General features: G+C 55.1%; 20 protein-coding genes and 1 pseudogene. 17 read left to right on the forward strand and 4 right to left on the reverse strand.

The genetic code is table 11. The annotated features are described in order from the left end of the window. Positions 1-113 precede the first annotated feature (113 nt). From ACQG19_RS01460 to ACQG19_RS01480, 5 genes and pseudogenes are all read left to right on the forward strand, one after another. On the forward strand, positions 114-482 hold the full coding sequence (locus tag ACQG19_RS01460; RefSeq protein WP_246932726.1) for a diacylglycerol kinase: 369 nt from the start codon (positions 114-116) through the stop codon (positions 480-482). Between the two features lie 108 nt (positions 483-590). Next, the gene (gene lexA / locus ACQG19_RS01465; protein WP_013095053.1) at positions 591-1,199 is read left to right on the forward strand and encodes a transcriptional repressor LexA; all 609 of its coding nucleotides are present in this window, start codon (positions 591-593) and stop codon (positions 1,197-1,199) included. Between the two features lie 64 nt (positions 1,200-1,263). Next, complete coding sequence (gene dinF, locus ACQG19_RS01470) at positions 1,264-2,601, forward strand: MATE family efflux transporter DinF (protein WP_062729307.1); 1,338 nt, start codon at positions 1,264-1,266, stop codon at positions 2,599-2,601. After that, positions 2,598-2,672: pseudogene (locus ACQG19_RS01475) on the forward strand (hypothetical protein); the annotation flags it as partial. The gene dinF and the pseudogene ACQG19_RS01475, both read left to right, overlap by 4 nt. 49 nt (positions 2,673-2,721) lie before the next feature. After that, positions 2,722-2,931 (forward strand): CsbD family protein, encoded by a 210-nt coding sequence (locus tag ACQG19_RS01480; RefSeq protein WP_020686626.1) that lies wholly within the window; start codon positions 2,722-2,724, stop codon positions 2,929-2,931. A 69-nt stretch (positions 2,932-3,000) separates the two neighbouring features. Here ACQG19_RS01480 and zur read toward each other — a convergent pair whose 3' ends face one another. After that, complete coding sequence (zur, locus tag ACQG19_RS01485) at positions 3,001-3,513, reverse strand: zinc uptake transcriptional repressor Zur (RefSeq protein ID WP_013095057.1); 513 nt, start codon at positions 3,511-3,513, stop codon at positions 3,001-3,003. Positions 3,514-3,628: 115 nt separating this feature from the next. Between zur and ACQG19_RS01490 the strand changes: the two genes are divergently transcribed. From ACQG19_RS01490 to pspG, 4 genes are all read left to right on the forward strand, one after another. Beyond that, on the forward strand, positions 3,629-4,117 hold the full coding sequence (locus ACQG19_RS01490; RefSeq protein ID WP_023620296.1) for a cupin domain-containing protein: 489 nt from the start codon (positions 3,629-3,631) through the stop codon (positions 4,115-4,117). 220 nt (positions 4,118-4,337) lie between these two features. Further along, positions 4,338-5,597 carry a conjugal transfer protein TraF gene (traF, locus tag ACQG19_RS01495; protein WP_201747483.1) on the forward strand — a complete coding sequence of 420 codons (1,260 nt, stop codon included), beginning with the start codon at positions 4,338-4,340 and terminating at the stop codon, positions 5,595-5,597. Positions 5,598-5,679: 82 nt separating this feature from the next. Beyond that, on the forward strand, positions 5,680-6,675 hold the full coding sequence (dusA, locus tag ACQG19_RS01500; protein ID WP_013095060.1) for a tRNA dihydrouridine(20/20a) synthase DusA: 996 nt from the start codon (positions 5,680-5,682) through the stop codon (positions 6,673-6,675). A 136-nt stretch (positions 6,676-6,811) separates the two neighbouring features. Continuing rightward, positions 6,812-7,054, forward strand: coding sequence for an envelope stress response protein PspG (pspG, locus tag ACQG19_RS01505; RefSeq protein WP_013095061.1), 243 nt, complete (start codon positions 6,812-6,814; stop codon positions 7,052-7,054). A gap of 184 nt (positions 7,055-7,238) precedes the next feature. Here the strand turns inward: pspG and ACQG19_RS01510 are convergent, their stop codons facing one another. Beyond that, a complete protein-coding gene (locus ACQG19_RS01510; RefSeq protein ID WP_095453734.1) occupies positions 7,239-8,222 on the reverse strand; it encodes a quinone oxidoreductase in 984 nt (327 codons plus the stop codon). 60 nt (positions 8,223-8,282) lie between these two features. On the opposite strand from ACQG19_RS01510, the gene dnaB reads away from it, so the two are divergent. The 6 genes from dnaB to ACQG19_RS01540 all read left to right on the forward strand — a co-directional run bounded on the left by dnaB (position 8,283) and on the right by ACQG19_RS01540 (position 13,926). Beyond that, positions 8,283-9,695, forward strand: a complete 1,413-nt coding sequence (gene dnaB, locus ACQG19_RS01515; protein WP_013095063.1) for a replicative DNA helicase — start codon at positions 8,283-8,285, stop codon at positions 9,693-9,695. Positions 9,696-9,711: 16 nt separating this feature from the next. Continuing rightward, positions 9,712-10,791, forward strand: a complete 1,080-nt coding sequence (gene alr / locus ACQG19_RS01520; protein WP_013095064.1) for an alanine racemase — start codon at positions 9,712-9,714, stop codon at positions 10,789-10,791. A gap of 125 nt (positions 10,792-10,916) precedes the next feature. Further along, positions 10,917-12,110, forward strand: coding sequence for an aromatic amino acid transaminase (gene tyrB / locus ACQG19_RS01525; protein ID WP_222169151.1), 1,194 nt, complete (start codon positions 10,917-10,919; stop codon positions 12,108-12,110). A 217-nt stretch (positions 12,111-12,327) separates the two neighbouring features. Further along, positions 12,328-13,041, forward strand: coding sequence for an acid phosphatase AphA (gene aphA, locus ACQG19_RS01530; protein WP_013095066.1), 714 nt, complete (start codon positions 12,328-12,330; stop codon positions 13,039-13,041). Positions 13,042-13,153: 112 nt separating this feature from the next. Beyond that, on the forward strand, positions 13,154-13,570 hold the full coding sequence (locus tag ACQG19_RS01535) for a secondary thiamine-phosphate synthase enzyme YjbQ (protein WP_013095067.1): 417 nt from the start codon (positions 13,154-13,156) through the stop codon (positions 13,568-13,570). Between the two features lie 2 nt (positions 13,571-13,572). Then, complete coding sequence (locus tag ACQG19_RS01540) at positions 13,573-13,926, forward strand: MmcQ/YjbR family DNA-binding protein (RefSeq protein ID WP_013095068.1); 354 nt, start codon at positions 13,573-13,575, stop codon at positions 13,924-13,926. Positions 13,927-13,929: 3 nt separating this feature from the next. Here ACQG19_RS01540 and uvrA read toward each other — a convergent pair whose 3' ends face one another. Further along, entirely contained in the window at positions 13,930-16,752 is a 2,823-nt protein-coding gene (uvrA, locus tag ACQG19_RS01545; protein ID WP_013095069.1) for an excinuclease ABC subunit UvrA, read from the reverse strand. Between the two features lie 251 nt (positions 16,753-17,003). Here uvrA and ssb1 point away from each other — a divergent pair, with 251 nt between their 5' ends. After that, entirely contained in the window at positions 17,004-17,528 is a 525-nt protein-coding gene (gene ssb1, locus ACQG19_RS01550; protein ID WP_003860284.1) for a single-stranded DNA-binding protein SSB1, read from the forward strand. A gap of 100 nt (positions 17,529-17,628) precedes the next feature. Next, positions 17,629-18,264 carry a hypothetical protein gene (locus tag ACQG19_RS01555; RefSeq protein ID WP_038418467.1) on the forward strand — a complete coding sequence of 212 codons (636 nt, stop codon included), beginning with the start codon at positions 17,629-17,631 and terminating at the stop codon, positions 18,262-18,264. A 61-nt stretch (positions 18,265-18,325) separates the two neighbouring features. Here ACQG19_RS01555 and ACQG19_RS01560 read toward each other — a convergent pair whose 3' ends face one another. Then, a complete protein-coding gene (locus tag ACQG19_RS01560) occupies positions 18,326-18,607 on the reverse strand; it encodes a YjcB family protein (RefSeq protein ID WP_008503385.1) in 282 nt (93 codons plus the stop codon). Positions 18,608-18,691 lie beyond the last annotated feature (84 nt).

Here is an 18,691-nt window from a genome sequence, read left to right on the forward strand (position 1 = left end):
AAGGATAACAGAAAGCGCGCGAAATTACTGTTGTTACCCGTCATACTTCAGGCTACAGCGCAACACGTTGCGCCTCCTGTTATTGACGCTATTTCAAATAAAAGGTTCTTTTAATGGCCAATAATACCACTGGGTTAACCCGTATCATTAAAGCTGCTGGCTATTCCTGGAAAGGTTTTCGCGCCGCTTGGGTCAACGAAGCCGCGTTTCGCCAGGAGGGTGTCGCCGCGATTGTCGCGATGATTATCGCCTGTTTCCTTGATGTTGATGCCATTACCCGCGTGCTTCTGATCGGCTCCGTGCTGTTGGTGATGATAGTGGAAATTATTAATAGCGCTATTGAGGCCGTTGTGGACCGTATTGGCTCTGATTTCCACGAACTTTCTGGCCGGGCAAAAGACATGGGCTCTGCTGCCGTATTGCTGGCGATTATCACTGCGGTCATCACCTGGGTCACGCTGCTTTGGTCACATTTCCGATGAGCCTCGAGGAATAATTAAGTCCCTGGTTTTTTGTGCAGTTTTTGGTTCCAAAATCGCCTTTGACTGTATATACTCACAGCATAACTGTATATACACCCAGGGGGCGGAATGAAAGCGTTAACGACCAGGCAGCAAGAGGTGTTTGATCTCATTCGGGATCATATCGGCCAGACGGGTATGCCACCCACGCGTGCGGAAATCGCGCAGCGTCTGGGCTTCCGTTCTCCGAACGCTGCCGAGGAACACCTGAAAGCGCTGGCGCGTAAAGGCGTAATTGAGATTGTATCGGGTGCTTCACGCGGTATCCGCCTGCTGGTGGAAGAAGAGACGGGTATTCCGCTGGTGGGGCGCGTCGCGGCAGGTGAACCTCTGCTGGCGCAACAGCATATTGAAGGCCACTACCAGGTTGATCCGGGCATGTTCAAGCCGAGCGCGGATTTCCTGCTGCGCGTAAGCGGTATGTCCATGAAAGACATCGGTATTCTTGACGGCGATCTGCTTGCGGTGCATAAAACGCAAGACGTGCGTAACGGCCAGGTTGTGGTGGCACGCATCGATGATGAAGTCACCGTTAAGCGCCTGAAAAAGCAAGGTAATACGGTTCAGCTGCTGCCGGAAAACAACGAGTTTTCCCCCATTGTGGTAGACCTCCGCGAACAAAACTTCTCTATCGAGGGGCTGGCGGTAGGGGTCATTCGCAACGGAGAATGGCTGTAATCTCATCCTGACAGGCTACGGATCTGCCGTGGCCTGATTCCTTATCCACTCCCGGTATTTTTTCATGTCACTGCTTACGGCATCCGATAAGGCATTGTGGCGTCTTGCACTGCCGATGATTTTTTCCAATATCACCGTTCCTCTGCTGGGGCTGGTGGATACGGCAGTTATTGGTCACCTTGATTCACCCATCTATCTGGGCGGCGTGGCGATTGGCGCGACGGCGACCAGCTTCCTTTTTATGCTCCTGCTCTTTTTGCGCATGAGTACCACCGGGCTTACGGCGCAGGCGTACGGTGCTAAAGATCCTTTGCGTCTGGCGCGTGCGCTGGTTCAGCCATTAATTCTGGCGCTTGGGGCAGGCGCGTTAATCGCTATATTACGTACCCCACTGATTGATCTGGCGCTGCATATCGTTGGCGGCAGCGAGGCGGTACTGGAGCAGGCACGACGCTTCCTGGAAATTCGCTGGCTCAGCGCGCCCGCGTCGCTGGCCAATCTGGTTTTGTTGGGGTGGTTACTCGGCGTGCAGTATGCCCGCGCGCCCGTAATCCTGTTAGTGGTAGGCAACCTCCTCAACATCGTGCTCGATCTCTGGCTGGTGATGGGCCTGCACATGAACGTGCAGGGTGCGGCACTGGCGACGGCGATTGCCGAATACGGGACGTTTATCCTTGGTCTGTGGATGGTCTGGCGGGTGCTGGTCATGCGCGGGATCTCCGTTACACTGCTCAAGAGTGCATGGCGAGGCAATATCCGCACCCTGCTGGCGCTTAATCGCGACATTATGCTGCGCTCATTGCTGCTGCAGCTCTGTTTCGGCGCACTGACGGTCTTTGGCGCCCGGCTTGGGCCAGATATCGTCGCGGTGAATGCCGTTCTGATGACGCTGCTGACCTTTACCGCCTATGCACTGGATGGCTTTGCCTATGCTGTGGAAGCGCATTCCGGCCAGGCATACGGCGCACGTGAAAGTGGTCAGCTGCGGGATGTCTGGCGGGCGGCCTGTCGGCAGTCGGGGCTGGTGGCGCTGGCGTTCGCGCTGATTTACGCCTGTTTTGGCGAACAGATTATTGCGTTACTCACCTCCCTTCCTGCACTGCGCGAGCTGGCAAGCCATTACCTCATCTGGCAGGTCATTTTGCCGGTGGTGGGGGTCTGGTGCTATCTGCTGGACGGTATGTTTATTGGCGCGACGCGAGGAGCGGAGATGCGTAACAGTATGGCGGTGGCGGCGGCTGGTTTTGCCCTGACGCTGCTCACGCTCCCGTGGCTGGGTAACCATGGTTTATGGCTCTCCCTGGCGGTCTTTCTCGCGTTGCGGGGCCTGTCACTGGGCTTTATCTGGCACCGGCACTGGCAAAACAATACCTGGCTTCCTTCCCGCAACGATATATCGTGACGGTTAAAGATTCCGAATATGAAATCAACCGCCGAATCCTTAACTACAATTATTATCACGTCCAGCAGAAAAGAACGTAACGGACGTTACGACCCGACGCTTAACTAAGAGGACACGATGATGAATAAAGACGAAATCGGCGGCAACTGGAAGCAGTTCAAAGGTAAAGCGAAAGAACAGTGGGGTAAGCTGACGGATGACGATATGACGGTCATCGAAGGTAAACGCGATCAGCTTGTCGGTAAAATTCAGGAACGCTACGGTTACGAGAAAGACCAGGCGGAAAAAGAGGTCGGCGACTGGGAAAAACGCAACGACTACCGTTGGTAACCGTGTGATACCCGACAGTACAAGGAAGTACTCCCTGAGGGCGGCCATAGGCCGCCTTTGTTTTGGCTGTTAACGCGGCTTTTTCTTTACGAGGATAGAGTGGTCATGGTGGCACGCGTCCTGATGCCGACAGGCCTCCACTTCTACACACGCAGAGCATAATCCGTGTGCTTCAATGACGTTATGGCGCAAGGCAAAGCCCATTCTGGCCGCCAGCGTATGCATAATATCTTCTACGCCTTCCGCCCCTTCTTCTTTCACCACGCCACAACGGTCGCAGATAAACATGGCCGACGTATGGGTTGGCTGGTCAAAAAGATGACACAACACATAACTGTTTGTGGATTCGACCTTATGTACAAACCCTTGTTCCAGCAGAAAATCTAGCGCACGATAGACCGTAGGCGGTTTAGCCTGTGGCTCGCTTTCGCGCAGCAGGTCGAGCAGGTCGTATGCGCTGATGGCGCCCTGCTGCAGGGTCATCAGACGCAAGACTTCAAGGCGCTGCGGAGTCAGGCGCACATTGCGTTGCGCGCACAGCTTCTCTGCCTGCGCTAACAGCTCTTTTGTGGACTTATCCATTTAGCACCTCGGATGTTATAGGCTGGAAAACCCTCACTTTACCATGTTCTGGTAAAAACGCCGAGATCCGCCAGGCTGTGCTATACCTGACCCATCGCAAACCGGGAAATTAATGATGAAAAAACCTGACTGTATTCGGCACTGGCGAGACGTGGAAGAGCCAGATAATTCAACCTATCCCGACAGCAACGAGCTTTTCTCCATCGGTGCACCGTTGGCTCGTCACCTGGGGCTCAGGCGAATCGGTATTCACCACGAGCGTTTGCCGCCCGGGCGTCGAACCTCCTATCCCCACGCGGAAAGCGACGAAGAAGAGTTCATCTATGTGCTGGAAGGGTATCCGGAAGCCTGGATTAACGGCTATTTGTGGAAGCTAGAACCCGGCGACAGCGTAGGGTTTCCTGCTGGCACCGGCGTCTGCCATACCTTTATTAATAACACCGAAGAAGAGGTGCGATTACTGGTTGTTGGCGAGGCTAACAAGAAGCACAACCGAATCTACTATCCGCTTAATCCGGAGTATGCCGCCACGCGTGAAGATCGCTGGGTTGATCATCCCCCTCAGTTCTTTGGGCCGCACGATGGAAAACCTGGGAAAAAATAATTTCCTCTTCTATAAATATTGAGGGCCGTCACAAATAACAACAGGCCTGTCCGGAGTTTTACTTAAGGAAATAGCGGGTCTTTTTGTACTTATTCACAGCAATAGTTCGTTCCTGTTTGGGTGATAACAAACAGGGTGATGTTATTAACGACAATAAGACGAGCATACTGTGAAAAAACATTTAAAATTTTCGGTGGTTAGCATCGCTGTCTCCCTGTTTATGGCAAATCAGGCGGGAGCAGCCAATACCTGGACAGAATCACGTAGCGACGCAATGGGTGGCACGGGCGTCGCTTCGGGCAGCTATGGCAGCGGGGCGTTAATCAACCCTGCGTTGTTGGCAAAGGCGAAACCGGACGATGATGTGACGGTTATTTTACCGTCCGTCGGCGTGCAGGTGACGGATGAAGACAATCTTCAGGATGAGATTGATACCATCAACGATAAAATCAATCACTATAAGGATGTGGTTGATAGCCTGACCCCCATCGAAGTGATTACCAACCCGCTGGGCTCAATCAATCAGTTCCAGGGAGCGGCAAAAGATCTTGCCGATGAACTGGACTATCTCAAAGGCAAAACCGCACGCGCTACGGCAGGCGCGGGGATTGCGGTGAGTATCCCTAACGATGTGCTCTCCGTGGCCTTTATGGCGAAAGGCTATGCCCACGGGCGCGTCAGCTCTTCTATCGATCAGCAAGATATTGATTACCTGCGCAGTATCCAAAACAGCGATGCGGTGGCGGCGGGCGTGGCACTGGATGCGGCGCTAAACGGTACCGATCAAATCACGAAAAACCTTAACTCTACGGCGTCTGGCCGGGCGGCAATTGTCTCCGATTATGGTGTTGCCATTGCCCGTCAGTTCGATCTGGGTGGCGTCCCGGTTTCCCTTGGTGTCACGCCAAAACTGCAGAAAACCTGGATCTACAACTACACCACCTCTATTTACGATTACGACAGTAACAAGTGGAACGACAGCCGCTACCGGAAAGACGATACCGGCTTTAACGTGGATGCCGGTATCGCGGCCGATTTCGGCGAGCACTGGACGGTCGGGGTGAGCGGGCAAAACCTGATGTCGCGCGATATCGACACCAAGGACATTCGCATCCGCAACGGGCGCACGGGGGAAGTGGTGAGCTATAAAGACACCTACCAAATCCGTCCGCTGGTGACGGCCGGTGCCGCCTGGCACAACGATCTGGTGACCCTGACCGCCGATGGCGATCTGACAGAAACCAAAGGCTTTAAAAGCGAAGATACCTCGCAGTATGTTGGCGTGGGTGCGGAAGTGACGCCGCTGAGCTGGCTGGCCGTGCGGGCGGGTTATCGTGCCGATATGAAAGGGAATGACAGTAACGTCTTTACCGGTGGTGTCGGTTTTGCACCGTTTAACACGGTCCACGTCGACCTGATGGGGCTCTACGGTGAAGATGAAACCTGGGGCGCAGGGGCGCAGTTGAGTATGACGTTCTAAAGGGCACCGGAGGCGTTGCGCCTCCGGCTTTTCTTTATGCTATAGTAGCGCCCCTTTTCCACCAGATGCTTAAAACTTCGCCATGTCGTCAGAACACCAGACTGCCTTTCCCGCACACCGTTTCTCCATTGCGCCTATGCTCGACTGGACGGACAGACACTGCCGCTATTTCCTGCGCCAGCTCTCCCGCCATACGCTGCTGTACACCGAAATGGTCACCACCGGTGCAATTATTCACGGTAAGGGCGACTATCTGGCGTACAGCGAAGAAGAGCATCCGGTTGCCCTGCAGCTGGGGGGCAGCGATCCGGCTGCGCTGGCGCACTGTGCGAAGCTGGCAGAAGAACGTGGCTACGACGAAATTAACCTTAACGTTGGCTGTCCGTCCGATCGCGTGCAAAACGGCATGTTCGGCGCCTGTCTGATGGGGAACGCACAGCTGGTAGCGGACTGCATCAAGGCGATGCGTGATGTGGTCTCCATTCCGGTGACGGTGAAGACCCGTATCGGTATTGATGACCAGGACAGCTACGAATTCTTGTGTGATTTCATCAATACGGTTGCCGGAAAGGGCGAGTGCGAGATGTTTATCATCCATGCGCGTAAAGCCTGGCTCTCTGGCCTTAGCCCGAAAGAGAACCGCGAAATTCCGCCGCTGGACTACCCGCGTGTGTATCAACTGAAGCGGGACTTCCCGCACCTGACCATGTCGATCAACGGTGGTATCAAGTCGCTCGACGAGGCCAAAACACATCTGGCGCATATGGATGGCGTGATGGTCGGTCGCGAGGCATATCAGAATCCGGGTATTCTGACGACGGTCGATCGCGAGATCTTCGGCGTTGAAGGCGCAGACACTGACCCGGTTGCCGTGGTGCGGGCCATGTATCCGTACATTGAACGTGAGCTGAGTAACGGCACTTACCTTGGCCATATCACGCGTCATATGCTTGGCCTGTTCCAGGGGATCCCGGGCGCACGCCAGTGGCGTCGCTATCTGAGCGAGAACGCGCATAAAGCTGGCGCGGATATCGAAGTGCTGGAACAGGCGCTACGCCTGGTTGCAGATAAACGATAAATCTCGCTAAAAATTCGTCAAATTCACCACGCCCCGCACAGCCTTGCGGGGCGTTTTGCTTTTATAACAACACGTTAGTGTTGGCATGGATCTTGTAATGGTTGCGATATCATTCGGGAACTCGTGGGAGAGAACCATGCTGGAACTGCTTTTTGTGATTGGCTTTTTTGTCATGCTGTTAGCCACCGGCGTGTCGCTGCTCGGCATTCTGGCAGCGCTTGTGGTGGCAACAGTGGTCATGTTTATTGGCGGATTATTTGCCCTGACGATCAAACTTCTGCCGTGGCTGCTGCTGGCCGTTGCGGTGGTGTGGGTTATACGGGCGATTAAATCACCAAAACTGCCCACTTATCAGCGTAATAACCGCTTTCGTTACTAAGGTATTGAGGGGTTCGTCACATACCTGCAACTTTTCCGGCGGCATTGCTTAGAACGGAATAGGATTTACTTATCGAATCTGTCACTATGGCTGCCGCTAAAGAATTCATCGAGCTGTACCCTACATACAGCCGAACTAAAAAAAGAAAGGGCTTCCTCAGGGAAGCCCAATTTCTTTTATGGGATCAGGGAATTAACAGACTTGACCCCTGCGTTGACCGGCTCTCCAGCACCTCATGCGCACGTTGCGCATCGCTTAGCGCGTACTTCTGCGCATCTGCCACATCCACTTTGATGACCCCGCTGGCAATCAGCGAGAACAGTTCGTTACTGGCTTCGAGCAACTCTTCGCGATTGGTGATGTAGCCCTGCAGGGATGGACGAGTGACATACAGCGAGCCTTTCTGATTCAGAATACCCAGATTCACACCGGTCACCGCGCCTGACGCGTTACCGAAGCTCACCATCAGACCGCGGCGCTGCAGGCAGTCCAGAGACGCTTCCCAGGTATCTTTCCCTACTGAGTCATATACCACGCGCACTTTCTTGCCGCCGGTTACCTCTTTTAAGCGTTCAACGATGCTCTCTTCCCGGTAGTTAATCACTTGCCAGGCGCCGGCCTGCAGCGCGCGCTGGGCTTTTTGCGTGCTCCCAACGGTGCCGATCAGTTTTGCGCCTAACGCTTTGGCCCACTGGCAGGCGATGAGTCCTACGCCGCCCGCAGCCGCATGGAACAGGAACTGCTCGTCGGGTTTGATTTCATAGGTTTTGCGCAGCAGATAATAGACCGTCAGCCCTTTCAGGAAGGAGGCCGCGGCCTGTTCAAACGAAATGGCATTGGGCAGGAGGGCAACTTTGTCAGCCGGAACGTTGTGTACGGAGCTGTAAGCGCCCAGCGCCGATTGCGCATACACCACGCGATCGCCTTCTTTAACATGCTTAACGGCGCTGCCCACTTTGCTGACCACGCCCGCCGCTTCGGTACCCAGACCGCTCGGCAGTGACGGCGGTGGATAAAGACCGCCGCGAATATAGGTGTCGATGTAGTTAATGCCGATGGCTTTATTTTCAACCTGCACTTCATTTTCGCCAGGCGCGGCGGGGGTAAACTCCACCGCGTTGAGTACGTCAGGGCCACCATGCTTGTGAAATTCAATACGTGTTGCCATGCTTCCTCCAGAATGTGGTAATCTTTCGACCCACTCTTTATCTCGGTAACTCCATTCACTATGGCAGGAAACAAACCCTTCAACAAACAGACTGAACCTCGTGAGCGTGATTTTCAGGTCGCCGGGTTAAAAGTCCCGCCGCACTCGATTGAAGCGGAACAGTCGGTGTTGGGCGGTTTAATGCTGGATAACGAGCGCTGGGACGACGTCGCCGAGCGCGTCGTGTCCGACGATTTCTACACCCGCCCGCACCGCCACATCTTCACCGAAATGGCGCGCCTGCAGGAGTCCGGTAGCCCGATTGACCTGATTACGCTCGCGGAATCGCTGGAGCGGCAGGGGCAACTGGACAGCGTTGGCGGTTTTGCTTATTTAGCAGAACTGTCGAAAAACACGCCAAGTGCAGCGAACATTAGCGCTTATGCGGACATCGTTCGCGAACGTGCCGTTGTTCGAGAGATGATCTCGGTCGCGAATGAAATCGCCGAAGCGGGCTTTGATCCGCAGGGTCGCACCAGCGAAGACCTGCTCGATCTCGCGGAATCCCGCGTCTTTAAAATCGCTGAAAGTCGCGCCAATAAAGACGAAGGCCCGAAAAACATCGCCGATGTGCTCGATGCCACCGTCGCCCGTATTGAACAGCTCTTCCAGCAGCCGCACGATGGCGTAACCGGAGTTAACACCGGCTATGACGATCTTAATAAGAAAACCGCAGGCCTGCAGCCGTCGGATTTGATTATCGTCGCCGCGCGTCCGTCGATGGGTAAAACCACCTTTGCGATGAACCTCGTCGAAAACGCGGCGATGTTGCAGGATAAGCCGGTCTTAATCTTCAGTCTGGAGATGCCATCAGAGCAGATCATGATGCGTTCTCTGGCGTCGCTTTCTCGTGTGGATCAGACCCGTATCCGTACCGGTCAGCTCGACGATGAGGACTGGGCGCGTATCTCCGGCACCATGGGGATCTTGCTGGAAAAACGTAACATCTATATCGATGACTCCTCCGGCCTGACGCCGACAGAAGTGCGCTCCCGTGCGCGCCGTATCGCCCGCGAGCATGGCGGTATTGGCCTTATCATGATCGACTACCTTCAGCTGATGCGCGTGCCGTCGCTCTCCGATAACCGTACGCTGGAGATTGCGGAAATTTCCCGCTCGCTCAAGGCATTAGCCAAAGAGCTGCATGTGCCGGTCGTGGCGCTCTCGCAGCTTAACCGCTCCCTGGAACAACGTGCCGACAAACGCCCGGTCAACTCCGACCTGCGTGAATCCGGCTCCATCGAGCAGGATGCCGACTTAATCATGTTCATCTACCGTGATGAGGTTTATCACGAGAACAGCGACCTGAAAGGGATCGCCGAAATTATTATCGGTAAACAACGTAACGGCCCTATCGGTACGGTACGTCTGACCTTTAACGGACAGTGGTCGCGTTTCGACAACTATGCCGGTCCTCAATATGATGATGAGTAATTTCTAAGGAAATCAAATGCAAGCGGCAACTGTTGTGATTAACCGCCGCGCTCTGCGACACAACCTGCAACGTCTGCGTGAACTGGCTCCTGCCAGTAAACTTGTTGCAGTCGTGAAAGCGAACGCTTACGGACACGGTCTTCTTGAGACCGCGCGAACGCTCCCCGATGCCGACGCCTTTGGCGTTGCCCGTCTTGAAGAAGCCCTCCGCCTGCGCGCGGGGGGGATCACCCAACCGATTTTGCTGCTCGAAGGCTTTTTTGAGGCTGCAGACCTGCCGACCATTGCAGACCAGCATCTGCACACGGCGGTACACAACGAAGAACAGCTTTCCGCCCTCGAAACCGCTGAGCTGAGCGAGCCAGTCACCGTCTGGATGAAGCTCGACACGGGCATGCACCGTCTGGGTGTACGTCCGGAACACGCGCAGGCGTTTTATCAGCGTCTGTGCCAGTGCAAAAATGTCCGCCAGCCGGTAAATATTGTCAGCCATTTTGCCCGGGCTGATGAGCCTGACTGCGGCGCTACTGAACAACAACTCGACATCTTTAACACCTTCTGCGAAGGCAAGCCGGGGATGCGCTCTATCGCGGCCTCCGGTGGCATTCTGCTGTGGCCGCAGTCGCACTTCGACTGGGCGCGTCCGGGGATTATTCTTTACGGCGTATCGCCGCTGGAGAACAGACCCTGGGGGCCGGACTTTGGCTTCCAGCCGGTGATGTCCCTGGTGTCTAAGCTGATTGCGGTGCGTGAGCACAAGGCGGGGGAACCGGTGGGTTACGGCGGCACCTGGACCAGCGCGCGTGACACCCGGCTGGGTGTGGTGGCGATGGGGTATGGCGACGGTTATCCACGTGCTGCGCCGTCCGGTACGCCGGTTCTGGTCAATGGCCGCGAAGTGAAGATTGTCGGTCGCGTGGCGATGGACATGATTTGCGTAGATCTCGGCCCCGATGCCCAGGATAAAGCGGGCGACGATGTGGTGATGTGGGGTGACGGTTTGCCCGTCGAACGCATCGCGGAAATCACGAAAGTGAGTGCTTACGAACTTATAACGCGCCTGACATCAAGGGTGGCGATGAAGTACATCGATTAAACTGCTGTGAACGCCGGGGGGCAGCGTTGCCTGACCCGGCATGGAACAGGTTAAACGCTCGATCTTCTGTCATATCCGGTTTATTGTTGAATTCCCTGCCTCATCGAATTCCGGAGAACCATCGCGTGTTTCAGAAAGTTGACGCCTACGCCGGCGACCCCATTCTCTCCTTAATGGAGCGTTTCAAAGAAGATCCTCGCAGCGACAAAGTGAATCTCAGCATTGGTCTGTATTACAACGAGGACGGCATTATCCCTCAGTTGAAAGCCGTTGCTGAAGCGGAAGCGCGTCTTAACGCCGCCCCGCACGGTGCTTCTCTTTATCTGCCGATGGAAGGGCTCAATACTTACCGTAACGCCATCGCGCCGCTGCTGTTTGGTGCCGATCACGCGGTGCTCGCACAAAAACGTGTGGCAACCATCCAGACCCTGGGCGGTTCAGGCGCGCTTAAAGTGGGTGCGGACTTCCTGAAAAAATACTTCCCGGATTCAGGGGTATGGGTCAGCGATCCCACCTGGGAAAACCACGTGGCGATTTTTGAGGGTGCCGGCTTTAAGGTGGCGACCTATCCATGGTTCGACAGTGAAACCAACGGCGTGCGCGTTGACGCGTTGCTGGAAAAACTAAATACCCTGCCAGAGCGCAGCATAGTGCTGCTGCACCCGTGCTGCCACAACCCGACCGGGGCAGATCTCACCAACACCCAGTGGGATGCGGTGACTGAGGTGCTGAAAGCGCGCAACCTGATCCCCTTCCTCGACATCGCCTATCAGGGCTTTGGCGCAGGGATGGAAGAAGATGCCTATGCCATCCGTGCCGTGGCCAGCGCTGGTCTGCCTGTTCTGGTCAGCAACTCGTTTTCAAAAATCTTCTCCCTGTACGGCGAGCGCGTGGGTGGCCTCTCTGTGGTGTGCGAAGACGCCGAAGCGGCAGGTCGCGTACTGGGGCAACTGAAGGCGACCGTGCGCCGCATCTACTCCAGCCCGCCAAACTTTGGCGCGCAAGTGGTGGCGACCGTGCTGGGAGACGAACAGCTAAAAGCCAGCTGGCTTGCAGAAGTGGAATCCATGCGTAAGCGTATTCTGTCGATGCGTCAGGAGTTGGTTAACGTGCTGAAAGAGGCCGTACCGGGGCATAACTTCGACTATCTGCTTAAACAGCGCGGGATGTTTAGCTACACCGGGCTGAGCGCCGCACAGGTTGAACGTCTGCGCGAAGAGTTCGGCGTCTACCTGATTGCCAGCGGACGTATGTGCGTGGCGGGTCTGAATGCCAGCAACGTTCATCGCGTGGCGCAGGCATTTGCTGCAGTAATGTAAGTACTTACTCACCCTCCCTCTCCTCGTTGGAGAGGGCCGGGATGAGGGCATCAGGCCGCACAAACAGGTTGCCCGGCATTCTGTGATCTTCTTCTTTTTATCCAACCTCATAAGCAAAAACTCCTTCCCTTCATCTCCCGCTGGGGTTATGGTCGGATAGATTTTTGACCAGTCGCTCAAATTAAAACGATAACAAACTGAATATTCAGGGGAAAATATGCGCAAGATCACACTGGCGCTCAGCGCCGCCTGCTTATTGTTCTCGCTTAACAGTACGGTCGTCGCGCGCGCTTCCGCACCGACGCCGCTTTACACCGGCACTACCGCCGCTATTCTGGCTGAACAAGCCCCCATTCACTGGGTCTCTGTAGCCCAGATTGAAAACAGCCTGATGGGCCGCCCGCCAATGGCCGTGGGCTTTGATATTGACGATACCGTCCTCTTCTCCAGCCCCGGGTTCTGGCGCGGTAAAAAAACATACTCACCGGACAGCGAAGCGTATCTGAAAAACCCTGAGTTCTGGGAAAAGATGAACAACGGCTGGGACGAATTCAGCATCCCGAAAGAGGTGGCCCGCGCGCTTATCGCCATGCATGTAAAACGCGGCGACAGCATTTACTTCGTTACCGGACGCAGTCAGACCAAAACGGAAACCGTCTCTAAAACCCTGCAGGATGATTTCCTGATCCCGGCGGCCAGCATGAACCCGGTGATTTTCGCGGGTGACAAACCGGGACAAAACACCAAAACCCAGTGGCTGGAGCAGAAACATATCAAAGTCTTCTACGGTGATTCAGACAACGATATCAGCGCCGCGCGTGATGTGGGAGCCAGAGGGATCAGGGTGTTACGCGCCTCAAACTCGACCTATCGCCCGCTGCCAATGGCCGGGAAGTTTGGCGAAGAGGTCATTGTGAACTCAGAGTATTAAACCGTTGGCGGCGAGTTTGGCTCTTTTTTAATCAAATCTCGTCGCTGCGGGTTTTACCTTTCGTCTTCTTGCTGCACACTTAGAAAGATTCACTTTCATAACGGAGCAGCACATGTGGTACCAACAAACCCTGACCTTAAGCGCTAAACCTCGCGGATTTCACCTGGTGACGGATGAAGTTATCGGGCAGATCCGCGATCTGTCGCGCGTCAAAACGGGTTTGCTGCATCTGCTGCTTCAGCACACGTCGGCCTCTCTCACGCTTAATGAAAATTGCGATCCCACCGTCCGGTCTGATATGGAGCGGCATTTTCTGAAAACCGTTCCGGACAACGCCTCCTACGAGCATGACTATGAGGGGGCGGACGACATGCCTTCGCATATCAAATCTTCTCTGCTGGGCGTATCGCTAATGCTGCCGGTACACAACGGGCGGCTTCTGCTGGGAACATGGCAAGGGATCTGGCTGGGAGAACATCGCATTCACGGTGGTTCGCGTAAAATTATCGCAACGCTACAAGGGGAATAAAGATGACAATTTCGGAGCTACTGCAGTACTGCATGAGTAAGCCAGGCGCGGAGCAGAGCGTTCACAGCGACTGGAAAGCCACGCAGATTAAAGTGGGAGATGTGTTGTTTGCGATGGTGAAAGAGGTGGAAGGCCGCCCGGCGGCGTCGCTGAAAACCAGCCCGGAGCTGGCGGAGCTATTACGTCAGCAGCACGACGATGTCCGGCCGAGCAAACATCTGAACAAAGCGCACTGGAGTACGGTCTATCTCGACGGTTCACTCCCGGGATCGCAGATTTACTACCTGGTGGACGCGTCTTATCAGCAGGCGGTTGAGCTGCTGCCGGAAGCGACCCGACAGCAACTCTCCGTGTGACAATTACAACAACGGTTTAAGGAAGCGCGCGGTGTGCGAGGCTTCGCACTCTGCAACGGTCTCTGGCGTACCGGAGACGAGGATTTCACCGCCGCCGCTGCCGCCTTCCGGGCCGAGATCGACAATCCAGTCCGCGGTTTTAATCACGTCCAGGTTGTGCTCAATGACCACAATAGTGTTGCCCTGATCGCGAAGCTGATGCAGAACGTCGAGCAACTGCTGGATATCCGCAAAGTGCAGACCGGTGGTCGGCTCATCGAGAATGTACAGCGTCTGCCCGGTACCGCGTTTGGACAACTCACGCGCCAGCTTCACGCGCTGCGCTTCACCTCCAGAGAGCGTGGTCGCTGACTGCCCCAGACGAATGTAGGTCAGGCCTACGTCCATCAGCGTCTGCAGCTTACGCGCCAGCGCAGGAACGGCATCAAAGAACTCGCGCGCCTCTTCGATGGTCATGTCCAGCACTTCGTGGATGGTCTTGCCTTTGTACTTAATCTCCAGCGTTTCACGGTTATAGCGTTTGCCTTTGCACTGGTCGCACGGCACATAGATATCCGGCAGGAAGTGCATCTCAACCTTGATCACGCCGTCGCCCTGACAGGCTTCACAGCGGCCGCCGCGAACGTTAAAGCTGAAACGTCCTGGCGTGTAGCCGCGCGAACGCGCTTCCGGTACACCGGCGAAGAGTTCACGGACGGGCGTGAAGACGCCGGTATAGGTCGCCGGGTTGGAACGTGGCGTACGGCCAATCGGGCTTTGGTCGATGTCGATAACTTTATCGAAATGCTCCAGCCCCTGAATGTCGCGGTACGGTGCAGGTTCGGCCAGCGTCGCGCCGTTCAGCGCCGTCTGCGCAATCGGGAACAGCGTATCGTTGATCAGCGTCGACTTACCGGAACCGGATACGCCAGTGATACAGGTAAACAGCCCGACGGGCAGCGTCAGCGTCACGTCTTTCAGGTTGTTGCCGCGAGCGCCGGTGAGCTTCAGCACTTTTTCCGGGTTCGCCGCCACGCGCTGTTTCGGCACCTCAATTTTGCGCTTGCCGCTCATGTACTGACCAGTTAACGACTCTGGCACCGCCATGATGTCTTTCAGGGTGCCTTCCGCGACCACCTGGCCGCCGTGCACGCCCGCGCCCGGGCCGATGTCGATCACATGGTCGGCAGCACGGATCGCATCTTCGTCGTGCTCGACCACAATCACCGTGTTGCCGAGGTTACGCAGATGAATAAGCGTTCCGAGCAGACGCTCGTTGTCGCGCTGGTGCAGGCCGATGGACGGCTCGTCCAGGACATACATGACGCCCACCAGGCCCGCGCCAATCTGGCTGGCCAGACGGATACGCTGGGCTTCACCGCCGGACAGCGTCTCTGCGGAGCGGGAAAGCGTCAGGTAGTTCAGGCCGACGTTCACCAGGAATTTCAGACGGTCGCCGATCTCTTTCAGCACTTTTTCGGCAATCTTCGCACGCTGGCCGGAGAGCTTCAGGTTGTTGAAGAAGTCCATTGCGTGACCGATGCTCATGTCTGAGATGGTCGGCAACGCCGTGTTTTCGACAAACACGTGGCGCGCTTCGCGACGCAGACGCGTGCCCTCACAGGTGGCGCAGGAGCGGTTGCTGATGAACTTCGCCAGCTCCTCGCGCACCGCGCTGGATTCGGTCTCTTTGTAGCGGCGCTCCATGTTGTGCAGCACCCCTTCGAACGGGTGGCGACGCACGGAGGTATCGCCGCGATCGTTCATGTATTTGAACTCGATGTTCTCTTTACCGGAACCGAACAGGATCACTTTGTGCACGTTCGGGCTCAGGCTGGCCCACGGCGCTTCCACGTCGAACTTATAGTGCTCTGCCAGCGATTTAAGCATCTGGAAGTAGTAAAAATTACGCTTATCCCAGCCACGGATCGCACCGCCAGCCAGCGACAGTTCAGGATTCTGGATCACGCGGTCCGGGTCAAAATACTGCTGTACGCCCAGGCCGTCGCACGTCGGGCAGGCTCCCGCCGGGTTGTTAAAGGAGAACAGACGTGGCTCCAGCTCACGCATGCTGTAGCCGCAAATCGGGCAGGCAAAGTTGGCGGAGAAGAGCAGTTCTTCCGCGTTCGGGTCGTCCATATCGGAGACCACCGCCGTACCGCCAGAGAGTTCCAGCGCGGTTTCAAAGGATTCCGCCAGACGGGTCGCCAGATCGTCACGCACTTTAAAGCGGTCAATCACCACTTCGATGGTGTGTTTTTTCTGCAGCTCCAGCTTCGGGGGATCGGACAGGTCACACACCTCGCCGTCGATACGGGCGCGGATATACCCCTGGCTTGCCAGGTTTTCCAGCGTTTTGGTGTGCTCGCCCTTACGCTCTTTAATGATTGGGGCAAGCAGCATCAGGCGTTTGCCTTCTGGCTGCGACAGCACGTTATCCACCATCTGGCTCACGGTCTGCGCCGCCAACGGCACGTCGTGATCCGGGCAGCGCGGCTCTCCTACGCGGGCATACAGCAGACGCAGGTAGTCATGAATTTCGGTAATGGTACCGACCGTTGAACGCGGGTTGTGGGAGGTGGACTTCTGCTCAATAGAGATAGCAGGCGAAAGCCCCTCGATATGGTCTACATCCGGTTTTTCCATCAATGACAGGAACTGGCGCGCATACGCAGAGAGTGATTCAACGTAACGGCGCTGTCCTTCGGCATACAGAGTGTCGAAAGCCAGTGAGGATTTGCCAGACCCCGAAAGCCCGGTCACGACGATGAGTTTGTCGCGAGGGATTATGAGGTTGATATTCTTGAGATTGTGGGTGCGGGCGCCCCGAACTTCGATCTTATCCATTCACCTTTCCCGGTTGGAACACGGATTGCCTGGTTTGTTTGAAGGACAAACGGCTGTCAGAAACGGCTAATTATGACACAATTTAACCTGTTTGAATATACAGTATTGGAATGCATTTTCTGATTAGCTGTGTAACAATGTCGAGTTCGCGAGAGATTTCTGAACCCGCCACGCAACTATGCAAATTGAGGCGTGGAAATGGTACACTCGCGCGTTTACACTATTAAGAAACGTATTCAGGAGACACGAACATGGCCAGCAGAGGCGTAAACAAGGTGATTCTCGTCGGTAATCTGGGCCAGGACCCGGAAGTACGCTACATGCCGAGTGGTGGCGCAGTTGCCAACATTACGCTGGCTACTTCCGAATCCTGGCGTGACAAAGCGACCGGTGAGATGAAAGAGCAGACCGAATGGCACCGCGTTGTGCTGTTTGGCAAACTGGCAGAAGTGGCCGGTGAGTATCTGCGTAAAGGCTCTCAGGTTTATATTGAAGGCCAACTGCGTACCCGCAAATGGACCGATCAATCCGGTCAGGAAAAGTACACCACTGAAGTGGTGGTAAACGTTGGCGGCACCATGCAGATGCTGGGAGGCCGTCAGGGCGGCGGCGCACCAGCAGGTGGCGGCCAGCAGCAGGGCGGTTGGGGCCAGCCTCAGCAGCCACAGGGCGGCAACCAGTTCAGCGGCGGCGCGCAGTCTCGTCCGCAGCAGCAGTCCGCTCCGGCACCGTCTAACGAACCACCAATGGACTTCGACGACGACATTCCGTTCTGATTGTCTTCAGCACTAAAGAAAGCCCTGCTGTTGCAGGGCTTCTTGTTTAATTCTCATCACGTTATATTTGGTGCCTGACCCATCTCATCCGCGAGGAGCTATGCCACAACAACTCTTTGATCCCGCAGACGTTCAGAAGACATTCGCAATGCTCACGGTGGATAACCACAACGCTGCGTTGCTGAACGAAATTTCTCCTTGCGCGTCAGTGGATGAAGAACTGTGCTTTGGCCCATTCCCGCCGGGATATCATTTTGTCAGAGCTGAAAATCGAATTGCTGATATTCCTAATGAGCACTTTGAACTGGCGCTGGTCAATGAAATTACGCAGGAGATTGTTTACTACAATCGCGTGATTTATCAGAAAGATGCATTTTTAAATTACATGCCAGTGACGCAAATTCTGATATGGCGCTCGCCTAAACCGTCGCACCGTGGCGTGTTGCGCGATCTGCCCGGAAAAGTGTTTTCTCAGTATTTGCTGGAAAAATACAATGTCATCATCACAGACCGTCACCAGACACGTGATGGTATGAGTTTCTGGCAATCACGTCTGTATGATGCCATCGCCAGTGGGCATCATTTGTATGCGTACGACATGATCACCTGTGAAATGAGACCGATAATGAAAGATAGCGATATCGGCAATCAGGTTGATTGGCTATGGGGCGATGAGGAGCATCATCAGAACCGGCTGGCGATCATCAGTAAACTCCCGCTGCCTGCTGTGGACTGATGCCTTGAAAATAAAAAAGCCTCGTAAGAGAGGCTTTTAACATGCTGTTATGAAACGACCATCAGGTAATCACCATCGGCCAGTCTGGTGGCGTATGGCTCATTGCCTCAACCATCACTACTTTAATATTTTCCCAGACGGCGGCAATATCCAGCAGGGTGATACCAAGCAGACCCGTTGCAAACCAGCAAGCCGCGCCCAGTCCTAACAGCGTACTGATGACCGCAAGACCCGCGTAGTCAGATTTACGAAACTGAATGTTCAGCGTGCTGGCTAAAAACATCAGTACCGCACTCAACAAAGGCCAGCGCAGGAGAACCATGCTGGTCGTAATGGTTGCCATAAAACCCATCCTCTCCAAAACAGACGAACTGAATGAAACAGTGTTTCTCGTTACATGATATGTGTGAACTATATCACATTTGTT

This window comes from Enterobacter cloacae complex sp. 277I4, assembly GCF_050031465.1.
GTDB classification, from domain to species: Bacteria; Pseudomonadota; Gammaproteobacteria; order Enterobacterales; family Enterobacteriaceae; genus Enterobacter; species Enterobacter cloacae.

What these genes read in the sequence shown, in the direction of transcription:
- ACQG19_RS01460 (WP_246932726.1), top strand. Translation starts at nt 114, where the DNA reads ATGGCCAATAATACCACTGGGTTAACCCGTATCATTAAAGCTGCTGGC.
- lexA (WP_013095053.1), top strand. Translation starts at nt 591, where the DNA reads ATGAAAGCGTTAACGACCAGGCAGCAAGAGGTGTTTGATCTCATTCGG.
- dinF (WP_062729307.1), top strand. Translation starts at nt 1,264, where the DNA reads ATGTCACTGCTTACGGCATCCGATAAGGCATTGTGGCGTCTTGCACTG.
- ACQG19_RS01480 (WP_020686626.1), top strand. Translation starts at nt 2,722, where the DNA reads ATGAATAAAGACGAAATCGGCGGCAACTGGAAGCAGTTCAAAGGTAAA.
- zur (WP_013095057.1), bottom strand. Translation starts at nt 3,513, where the DNA reads ATGGATAAGTCCACAAAAGAGCTGTTAGCGCAGGCAGAGAAGCTGTGC.
- ACQG19_RS01490 (WP_023620296.1), top strand. Translation starts at nt 3,629, where the DNA reads ATGAAAAAACCTGACTGTATTCGGCACTGGCGAGACGTGGAAGAGCCA.
- traF (WP_201747483.1), top strand. Translation starts at nt 4,338, where the DNA reads ATGGCAAATCAGGCGGGAGCAGCCAATACCTGGACAGAATCACGTAGC.
- dusA (WP_013095060.1), top strand. Translation starts at nt 5,680, where the DNA reads ATGTCGTCAGAACACCAGACTGCCTTTCCCGCACACCGTTTCTCCATT.
- pspG (WP_013095061.1), top strand. Translation starts at nt 6,812, where the DNA reads ATGCTGGAACTGCTTTTTGTGATTGGCTTTTTTGTCATGCTGTTAGCC.
- ACQG19_RS01510 (WP_095453734.1), bottom strand. Translation starts at nt 8,222, where the DNA reads ATGGCAACACGTATTGAATTTCACAAGCATGGTGGCCCTGACGTACTC.
- dnaB (WP_013095063.1), top strand. Translation starts at nt 8,283, where the DNA reads ATGGCAGGAAACAAACCCTTCAACAAACAGACTGAACCTCGTGAGCGT.
- alr (WP_013095064.1), top strand. Translation starts at nt 9,712, where the DNA reads ATGCAAGCGGCAACTGTTGTGATTAACCGCCGCGCTCTGCGACACAAC.
- aphA (WP_013095066.1), top strand. Translation starts at nt 12,328, where the DNA reads ATGCGCAAGATCACACTGGCGCTCAGCGCCGCCTGCTTATTGTTCTCG.
- ACQG19_RS01535 (WP_013095067.1), top strand. Translation starts at nt 13,154, where the DNA reads ATGTGGTACCAACAAACCCTGACCTTAAGCGCTAAACCTCGCGGATTT.
- ACQG19_RS01540 (WP_013095068.1), top strand. Translation starts at nt 13,573, where the DNA reads ATGACAATTTCGGAGCTACTGCAGTACTGCATGAGTAAGCCAGGCGCG.
- uvrA (WP_013095069.1), bottom strand. Translation starts at nt 16,752, where the DNA reads ATGGATAAGATCGAAGTTCGGGGCGCCCGCACCCACAATCTCAAGAAT.
- ssb1 (WP_003860284.1), top strand. Translation starts at nt 17,004, where the DNA reads ATGGCCAGCAGAGGCGTAAACAAGGTGATTCTCGTCGGTAATCTGGGC.
- ACQG19_RS01555 (WP_038418467.1), top strand. Translation starts at nt 17,629, where the DNA reads ATGCCACAACAACTCTTTGATCCCGCAGACGTTCAGAAGACATTCGCA.
- ACQG19_RS01560 (WP_008503385.1), bottom strand. Translation starts at nt 18,607, where the DNA reads ATGGCAACCATTACGACCAGCATGGTTCTCCTGCGCTGGCCTTTGTTG.